This is a genomic window from Streptomyces sp. UG1 (assembly GCF_049974585.1).
GTDB lineage: Bacteria > Actinomycetota > Actinomycetes > Streptomycetales > Streptomycetaceae > Streptomyces.
In genome coordinates this window covers 63,347-71,288 of the sequence record NZ_JBNGGG010000054.1, presented here as the reverse complement: position 1 = coordinate 71,288, position 7,942 = coordinate 63,347, and the positions used below count along the sequence as shown (strand labels likewise).

The 7,942-nt window shown below is 68.8% G+C and carries 11 protein-coding genes and 2 pseudogenes; 10 read left to right on the top strand and 3 right to left on the bottom strand.

Annotated elements, in window-relative coordinates; genetic code table 11:
- Positions 1-82 precede the first annotated feature (82 nt).
- From istB to ACP4J3_RS43670, 3 genes and pseudogenes are all read right to left on the bottom strand, one after another.
- Entirely contained in the window at positions 83-877 is a 795-nt protein-coding gene (gene istB / locus ACP4J3_RS43680) for an IS21-like element helper ATPase IstB (protein WP_426542576.1), read from the bottom strand.
- A pseudogene (gene istA / locus ACP4J3_RS43675) lies at positions 877-2,125 on the bottom strand (IS21 family transposase). The gene istB and the pseudogene istA overlap by 1 nt, the downstream one beginning before the upstream one ends.
- Before the next feature lie 232 nt (positions 2,126-2,357).
- Entirely contained in the window at positions 2,358-2,567 is a 210-nt protein-coding gene (locus ACP4J3_RS43670) for a hypothetical protein (protein WP_426542574.1), read from the bottom strand.
- Between the two features lie 187 nt (positions 2,568-2,754).
- On the opposite strand from ACP4J3_RS43670, the gene ACP4J3_RS43665 reads away from it, so the two are divergent.
- From ACP4J3_RS43665 to ACP4J3_RS43620, 10 genes and pseudogenes are all read left to right on the top strand, one after another.
- Complete coding sequence (locus ACP4J3_RS43665; protein ID WP_426542572.1) at positions 2,755-3,063, top strand: hypothetical protein; 309 nt, start codon at positions 2,755-2,757, stop codon at positions 3,061-3,063.
- Positions 3,060-3,782, top strand: coding sequence for a hypothetical protein (locus tag ACP4J3_RS43660; RefSeq protein ID WP_426542570.1), 723 nt, complete (start codon positions 3,060-3,062; stop codon positions 3,780-3,782). Before ACP4J3_RS43665 ends, ACP4J3_RS43660 begins: the two co-directional genes overlap by 4 nt.
- A 325-nt stretch (positions 3,783-4,107) precedes the next feature.
- A pseudogene (locus tag ACP4J3_RS43655) lies at positions 4,108-4,209 on the top strand (IS982 family transposase); the annotation flags it as partial.
- 116 nt (positions 4,210-4,325) lie between these two features.
- Positions 4,326-4,463 (top strand): hypothetical protein, encoded by a 138-nt coding sequence (locus tag ACP4J3_RS43650; RefSeq protein WP_426542568.1) that lies wholly within the window; start codon positions 4,326-4,328, stop codon positions 4,461-4,463.
- 595 nt (positions 4,464-5,058) lie between these two features.
- Entirely contained in the window at positions 5,059-5,256 is a 198-nt protein-coding gene (locus tag ACP4J3_RS43645; protein WP_426542566.1) for a helix-turn-helix domain-containing protein, read from the top strand.
- Between the two features lie 104 nt (positions 5,257-5,360).
- Positions 5,361-5,828, top strand: a complete 468-nt coding sequence (locus ACP4J3_RS43640) for a DUF2742 domain-containing protein (protein ID WP_426542564.1) — start codon at positions 5,361-5,363, stop codon at positions 5,826-5,828.
- A 76-nt stretch (positions 5,829-5,904) separates the two neighbouring features.
- The gene (locus tag ACP4J3_RS43635; protein WP_426542562.1) at positions 5,905-6,969 is read left to right on the top strand and encodes an AAA family ATPase; all 1,065 of its coding nucleotides are present in this window, start codon (positions 5,905-5,907) and stop codon (positions 6,967-6,969) included.
- Positions 6,966-7,253: a hypothetical protein gene (locus ACP4J3_RS43630; RefSeq protein WP_426542560.1), complete on the top strand. Its 288-nt coding sequence runs from the start codon at positions 6,966-6,968 to the stop codon at positions 7,251-7,253. The genes ACP4J3_RS43635 and ACP4J3_RS43630 overlap by 4 nt, the downstream gene beginning before the upstream one ends.
- Before the next feature lies 1 nt (position 7,254).
- Positions 7,255-7,656 (top strand): helix-turn-helix domain-containing protein, encoded by a 402-nt coding sequence (locus ACP4J3_RS43625; RefSeq protein ID WP_426542558.1) that lies wholly within the window; start codon positions 7,255-7,257, stop codon positions 7,654-7,656.
- Entirely contained in the window at positions 7,625-7,927 is a 303-nt protein-coding gene (locus ACP4J3_RS43620; protein ID WP_426542557.1) for a hypothetical protein, read from the top strand. The genes ACP4J3_RS43625 and ACP4J3_RS43620 overlap by 32 nt, the downstream gene beginning before the upstream one ends.
- Positions 7,928-7,942: the final 15 nt, after the last annotated feature.

Below are 7,942 nucleotides of genomic sequence, written 5' to 3'. Positions count from 1 at the left end.
CACCGCGCCGAGCACCTACAAGATCACTCTCCCTGATGCCTTGACACCGCCAACAGGGCCTTAACTTCGTGGCATTGGTTGGTCATTCCCCGGTGTTGGCCGTGGGAACCCGTCCGAGGTCTCTGCCCCGCATCCGGTAGCTGTCGCCCTTGAGCGAGATCACCTCGGCGTGGTGGACGAGGCGGTCGATCATCGCGGCGGCGACGGTGTCGTCACCGAAGACCTCTCCCCAGCGGCCGAACGGCTTGTTGCTGGTCACGATCACGGAGGCGCGTTCGTAGCGGCCCGAGATGAACTGGAAGAACAGGTTCGCGGCCTCGGGTTCGAAGGGGATGTAGCCGACCTCGTCCACGATGATCAGCGGGATGCGTCCCAGTCGGGTCAACTCGTCGCTGAGCTTGCCCACTTGGTGAGCTTCGGCAAGGCGGGTCACCCATTGGGCGGCGGTGGCGAAGGCCACCCGGTGGCCGGCCTGGCAGGCCCGGATGCCGAGCCCGGTGGCGAGGTGGGTCTTGCCGGTGCCGGGCGGCCCCAGGAAGATCACGTTCTCCTTGCCGACGACGAAGTCCAGCGTCCCCAGATGGGCGATGACCTCGCGTTTCACGGACCGCTGGTGGTCGAAGTCGAAGTCCTCCAGCGACTTGCGGGAGGGGAAACGAGCCGCGCGGATGCGTCCCTCGGCGCCGTGGCTGTCGCGGGCGGCGACCTCCCGCTGCAGGCAGGCGGCCAGATACTCCTCATGGCTCCAGCCCTCGTCACGGGCCCGTTCAGCGAGCCGGGCGGCCGCGTCCCGCAGGGCCGGGGCCTTCAACGCCTTGGTCAGATAGACGAGTTCGGAGGAGACGTCGCGGCCGTTCGCGGTCTGCTTGGCGGCCATCAGGCGACTCCCTCACCGGTGCTCAGGCCGCCGTCGATGACGCCGAAGATGCGGTCGTAAGTGTCCAGCGGCCGTTGTTCGACCTCGAGTTGGTCGGCCGCAACGGGCCGTTGCCGGGCCCGTTCGCGGTCGGCTTTCGCGGCAGCCACATGGGTGGGGTCGGTCAGCGACTGGTGCCGGGCCCAGCAGCGGGCATGCCGGGCGACCTCGGTGCCCTCGCAGAACGCCAGGACCTGGTCCAGGTCGGCCTTCACCTCGATGCGGCGGCCGATGGCCAGCGGATGGATCGAATAGTCGTTGGTGTCGATCCGGACGTAGTGGTCGCGCGGCAGCCGCAGGCTGGAGCGCCACCAGCCCGGCGGATCGACCGGCGGCAGAGACAGCATGCCGGCCTTGTCCGCCTCGATCCGCTCGGACGGACGGGCCTGCAGGGTGCGGTGCAGGCGCCGGTTGGCCTTGGTCAGCCAGTCCGCCAGCTGGATATTGAAGTCGGTCGGCGAGGCGAAGACCCGTCCGGGCAGGAAGCTGGTCTCCAGATAGCCGTTGGCCCGCTCGACCAGGCCCCTTGGCCTCCGGATCGCCGGGGCGGCACTGGATGATGCGGATGCCCAGCAGTCCCGCGAACGCCGCGAAGTCCTCGGTCAGCTGGGGACTGCCGCCCCGCCAGGAGCCGACCGCGGCCTCGTTGTCCCAGACCAGAGCCTTCGGGACAGCTCCGAGCCCGGTCAAAAGCCGCCAGTGCCCGGCAATCAGATCGGCCGCGGCCTTGCTCGGCAGCATCCTCGCCATGATCCACCGCGAGTAGCCGGCCACCATCACCAGCACCGGCGGACAGCCCGTCTGCCCGAACCCCAGCGGGATCGCCGAGGGCGGGAACCACAGGTCGCACTGGACCAGTTCGCCGGGCTCATAGACCGTCCGGGAAGCCGGATCCGCCGGCAGGTAGTCGAGCTTGAGCTCCCGGACCCGATCCCGCAGCACGGTCATGCCGTGCTGCCAGCCGATCCGTTCGGCCACCACGGTCGCCGGCATGTCCGGCCACACCTCGAGCAGTTCGCGGATCTTCGGCTCGGCCGCGTCCACGATCGACCCCTTCGGCGCCCGCTCGTACTTCGGCGGCCGGTCGCTGGCCACTGCCCGTCGCACCGTGGTCCGAGAGATCCCCAGCTTCCGTGCGATCGCCCGGATCGGCATCTGCTCGGCCCGGTGCAACCGGCGGATCTCCGCCCAGTCCTCCACGCTGATCACCCATCCTCCCGGCCTGACTCAACGAGTCAGGCCGCCAAGGAGGGCCACAATTCATCCGGTGGAAGTGGTCTCACATTGAGCCGTTGCCGACACCTCGCCAGGGCGACTACCACCGACAGCAGAACGCTCTCGCCCGGTGGTTATGTCACCGGTCCCGAGGCCTGGACCCAACTCCTGCATTGAAGGAGCAAGACCATGGCGAAAACAGCAACAAGCGTTGCTCCTGTCGGCGTCACCAAGCACCTGGCTTCGCTGCCTCCAGCCCGAAGCCCTCAATCTCGACGCAGAAATGCAGGCCCGCGCCGAGCAGGACTCCGCCCGCATCATGGCTGCCATCAACAACCCCACCACCGTGTTCGAGGCGCTTACCGCTGCGCACGGCATCCAGGTCGTGGGGTTGGACGGTCCCTTCGACGGCCTGTACGGGCACTACCTGCAGCATAAGGACGGCACCTGTCTCCTCGTTGTCCCCGCCGGACAGGACCCTTCGTCCTCCCCGGGACGGTCGACGAGGCGATGCGGAAAACCCTCCCGGACGTGTACACCCCGAAGAAGGCCAAAGGACTCGCGGACGACATCTTCCTCCGCCTCCGCCAGCTGTACACCGACAAGGCCACGGAGGTGAAACTGTGACCGCCTCCGCCACGAAGCCGTCCGCCGACCACCTGATGGACACCCCCCTGCCCGTGCTCATCAACGAGCTGGGCGCCACCCTCACCGACTCCTCGATCACCGACCGGGCGTTCTTCGGCGCCGTCATCGTCCAGCGCAAGACAGGTGAGCTGCGGCTCACCATGCCGACCGGGCGCAGCGAACTGGAGCACGACACCGTCGCCCGGTACCTGCTCGCCCAGGCGCTCGGGGTACCGGTGCCTGACATGCCGGCGCCGTTCGTGACGACCCGTATCCCCGCCGAGCAGACCGAGGTGACGCTGTGACCCCCACGATCCCCCTCGACCTCACCCTCACGGTCCGACGCGGAACCACCTCCCCCGGCAAGGCCGCCAACCTCCGCGACCTCAGCCCCGCCGACGGCACCGCCACCCTCGTCTACGACAGGCACCTCGCCAACCCCGGCACTGCCGTCTGGCTCGCCCGCATCTCGCTGCGCCAGCACGGGTACGCCGTCCGCGAGGTGGTCCTCGACGGCATGGGCCCGGACATCACCGCCCTGTTCCGGGAAGCGTCCCGGCTCCGCCTGGACGTCCACCTGGGCAGCGGCAAAGGCACTCCCCGGGTCGTCACCTACGACGACAGCCCGGCCGCGTACCAGGTCCCGGCTGGCTGGGACCTGGCGGACGCCACCGACCGGCTGCCCGCTGCGCACGCGACGGCCAGGCCGAAGGTCGTCCGCGCCCTGCGGACGATCGCGGAGGAGAAGGGGAACAACGGCGGCACCCTCGACAAGGCCCTCGACGTGGCGGCCGGGATCATCCTGGAGACCGGAGACCCCGACCGGTGTGGGGCACGCTCACCCGCCTTCTCTGCCGGACCGAGCCCGAGCGGGCGGAGGTACCGGCATGACGACCGCCCTCAACGCCGACGCCACCCGCATCATCGGCCAACTCCAGGAAGGGCACGCCGCGATGAACGCGGCCGGGCTCGGCAGCCCCGCACTGGACGACTTCAACAACCTGCTCACCGAAATGATCGCTGAGGCTCCCGACCCGAAGTTCCGTCTCCACGAGATCGTCGAGTTCCTCGCCCGAGAACCCGGCAAGACTGCCAAGTCCGCCTGAGCGGCACCCCGTAGACGGCCCCAGGCTCAGGGACTCCACCGCTGGCCCGGGAGCGATCCGCAGCCGGCTCACCCATACGGGCCGGTACGTCACGCAGGCGCCCGAGGGCCGGCGGCAGCACGCTGCAGGGCGGCTGCATCGGAAAGTCCGCCTCGCTGACGACATGGAGGACAACGTCGAGCAGGCTTCGCAGGTCATGGCAGGGTGGCCGACCGAAGTCCAGGCCGCGCCTGAGCCGCTCGGCCCGAGTTCAGCGACGCGGAGCTGGTCACCCTGGCGGCGATCCAGGCCTTGCTGGGCTTCTCCGAAGCCCGCTGGCTGCGCTACGCCCATGCCCGCCTGCGCGAAAGCCCGCCCGCACCAGCCGCTGGTGGGCAAAGAACCTCTTCCAGCGAGTGACCTGCGCCACGCGGACGTAGCGGGCGACACGTCGCAGGGAAAGACCATCGCGCAGCACCAGGATGGCCAGCAACCTCGTCGAGTTCGACGTGCTCATCGACAACCCGAACCCGACTGAGGCCGTGGAGCGCCAACTGCTACAGGCGCAGGAGCCACGCAACGAACGGGTTGCCGACCGCGCACCAGGCGGCGCATGTTGATCGTGGAGTTGTCCGGATGGCACAACTCTGCAGCCCCGAGCAGGCCGGTGACCGCACGGCAGATCAGGACCCGTTTGTACGATCGCTGCACACTTGGCCACCATATGGCCACCACGGCGAACCCGACAGACCCGACCTGACCGGCAACACAGAGCAAAATGCCAGGTCAAAGCCCTGTGAATCGAAACAGCCACTGGCAGTCAATCCCAGACCTACGCATTGCGATGCGTAGCCGCAGGTGCCCGATTAGCCCGGATTCCAAGGTCACCCAAAACAAGAAACCCCAGGTCAAAGGCTTGACCTGGGGTTCACCATGGAGCCGCCTTCGGGATTCGAACCCGAGACCTACGCATTACGAGTTTCCGGACGATCCAGCCATCCGAGTTCACCGGGGTTCGTAGTCGCTGGTCACCCCGCGTTTCACACCGACGCGCCCCTTCACGAACTCCCCCGAACTGCAACTGAAACTGCAACTGTCGACCCTGCCACGCATGACACCCGCTGCCCTCACCTGCGATCCCCGCGTACTTGACTGAACGATCACGTACGTGCTTGTCTCGGCTCATCAAGTCAGCGGAACTCATGGGAGACGCGCGTGAAGATCGCGAAGGTGAACCTCACAGTCGAGGAAGCCATCGAGGCGTCAGGGATCGGACGGACCACCATGTTCGGCCTGATCAAGCGGGGCGAGCTGGAAAGCATCAAGATCGGTCGTCGCCGGTATGTGCCGGTTGCCGCCCTGGACGACTTCCTCTCTCGGCTGCGAGCCGAGCAGAACGAGGCCACCGTCTGATGACCGGGAGCGCACAGACCCGGCAGCTGATGACTGCCAGGTCTGCCGAAGTCCTCTACGCGGCGAGCGGTGGGACTGCGACACCCAGCGTAGCGCCGTCCGGGGTGTCTCCGGGCGACGTCGCCGAACTGTGGGCGCAGGCCCAGGTGACGAGCCTTCTCGACTCCGTGGACGGCGAACCGCCCCCCTACGGCTCTCTCGCGTGGCTGCGCCTGGCCCCGGGCGACCCTCGGAAGGTCGCCGCCATCATCACGGCCGCCGAGGAGCACCGGCGGCACGCCGACGAGGAGGCCCGGTTGGAACGTCTCGCCGAAGAAGATCCCGAGGCGTACCGCCGTGAGATCTACGCCGACGCCAACGCGTACGCCGCGCGTCTCGCTCCCGAGCTGGCGCGTCGGCCCACCGCCGAGGAGATCCGCCGCCGCTCCGTACGTGGCCCCGCGCGCGAGGTGACTGCCACCGCCGGTTGGCCGCCGGTCGCCATCCCCGGGCGCCCCGGCTGGTACCGGCACCTCGTCGACGGCCACCAGGTCGACCTGCCCACCAACAAGCCCCAGAACGGCGAGGGGTGACGTGACTCTAGATCCCACCGTCAAGAACCTGATGACGGTCCTGCCGCAGGGTGTACCTGCGTCAGAAGTGTCAGAAGTGTCAGAAGCCGAGGAACGAGCCACCAGCCGTTCTGACACTTCTGACGCTTCTGACAGTACTTCGGGGGCGCCCCTCGCTAAGAAGCTGCTCGCCGGGCTCCGCAACGGGGCGTGGCTGGATGCCCAGGACTTCCCACCGCTCGCCTACGCGGTCGACGGTCTGCTCCCCGAAGGGCTGTCGCTGCTGATCGGGCCTCCCAAGGCGGGGAAGAGCTGGCTCATCCTCGATCTGCTGCTCGCCGTGGCGGCAGGCGGTACGGCGGTGGGCAAGATCCCCGTGAGGCAGCCGCAACATGTGCTGTACCTCGCGCTGGAGGACGGCGACCGACGGATGCAGGACCGGTGCCGGGCACTGCTCGCCGATACGCCGATCCCCGAGCGCTTCCACTACCTCACCAGGGTGGAGCCAGCTTGGGTGCTCGACATCATCGGCGCGTTCCTGGACCGACACCCTGACACTGCACTCGTCGTCATCGACACGCTCGGCAAGGTGATGCCCCAAGCGGTCCCCGGCGAGTCCGCCTACCAGCGTGACTACCGGGTTGCCGGACGTCTGAAGCGGACCGCCGACACGTACCGAGGGCTTGCCCTGGTGGTCGTCCACCACGACCGGAAGGCGACCTCGGACGACTTCGTCGACTCTGTCTCCGGTACGCACGGCCTGGCCGGCGCGGCCGACACGATCATCGTGCTCGCCCGCAAGCGACAGTCACCGGACGCCGTACTGAAGGTGACAGGGCGGGACGTGCCAGAGGCCGAGTACGCGATGGCCATGCACGACGGCACATGGACCCTCGACGGCGACGACCTGGCCGCCGCGGCCGACAACGCGCGCAACCGCCAGGAGACCGCCGGACTCGGCGACACCACACTCGGCATCCTCCAGTTCGTACGCCAGCACCCCGGAGGCGTACGGGCCGCCGACGTGCGCGAGAAGTTCGGCAACAACGCCGATCAGTACCTCAAGCGCCTGTACGACGACGGTCGCCTGACCCGCGTCAAGCGCGGCGTGTACGCGGCTGTCGACACCGAGCACCTCCTCACCACGGAAGGAAGATCATGAACCCCCCTGAGCCTCCGGCCGCGGACCGGTCCGGGCACCGTACGGCTCCTGAACCCGAGTCGTGGACCACCCTCCGCGCTCGCCTCGCGGCCCTCACCCGCCATGGGCGCGCTGCTGACGACCCCGAAGTCCTCGAAGTGCAGCGCGAGTTGCGCGCGGCCAAGCTCGAGGAACGCATCCGCCGCGAGGTAGAAGCCGCGCCCCCGCTCAACCCCGACCAGATCGAGCGTCTCCGCGCTCTCCTCCCGCCCGTGCCCGCCCGTGACCCTGGCACTGCGCCCTGAGATGCCCAGCTCTCACCCGACGCGCCGTCCGCCCAGCCCGGGCGGCGTTGTCGTGCCCGGCGCCCTGGCCGTCGACGTCGCCCGGCTCCTCCTCGCAGGGCTGCGTCTCCATATCGAGCAGGGACGGCCGACGCCGCCCGGACTGGTGGATCTCGTCGCCGAGTTGGTCCGCGCGGCCGCGGGGGGTGTTCCGGGTCCGGAACCGGTTCGGGCGCCGTCTGGCACCGTGATCACAGCGTCCGAGCTCGCCGCGCGTCTCGGGTGCTCCACCGGCCTGATACGCCGCTGGTGCCGCACAGGACGTATCCCGGGCGCACGCCGTACCCGCGGCGGCTGGCTCATCCCCGAGGACGCACAGGAAGGAGACGACCGTGGCCAACCCGCCGCCCCCCGAGCGGCCTGACGACCTTCTCGAACTCGCAGGCCAGTTCGAGGACATGAGCCGATGGCTCCGCGAACGCGCCGGGCATCCCGGGCCCACCGACGAGACGCCGGCCGACATGAACGAGTGGATGCGCACCCGCGAGCCCCGCAGCAAGCCCGGACGCGCCACCGCAGCCGACTTCGTCCGCGAACCCGACCCCGAGCCCGAGCCGAAGCCCAGCGTCTACGACGAGGACACCGGCACCGCCACGCCGTCCGATCACATGCACATCTGGCCGCGCCGAGACTGAAAGGACCCCCCCGTC

Coding starts and splice junctions, on each gene's coding strand:
- istB (WP_426542576.1), bottom strand. CDS start 877: ATGGCCGCCAAGCAGACCGCGAACGGCCGCGACGTCTCCTCCGAACTC.
- ACP4J3_RS43670 (WP_426542574.1), bottom strand. CDS start 2,567: ATGCTGCAGGTAGTGCCCGTACAGGCCGTCGAAGGGACCGTCCAACCC.
- ACP4J3_RS43650 (WP_426542568.1), top strand. CDS start 4,326: ATGGCCAGCAACCTCGTCGAGTTCGACGTGCTCATCGACAACCCGAAC.
- ACP4J3_RS43630 (WP_426542560.1), top strand. CDS start 6,966: ATGAACCCCCCTGAGCCTCCGGCCGCGGACCGGTCCGGGCACCGTACG.
- ACP4J3_RS43625 (WP_426542558.1), top strand. CDS start 7,255: ATGCCCAGCTCTCACCCGACGCGCCGTCCGCCCAGCCCGGGCGGCGTT.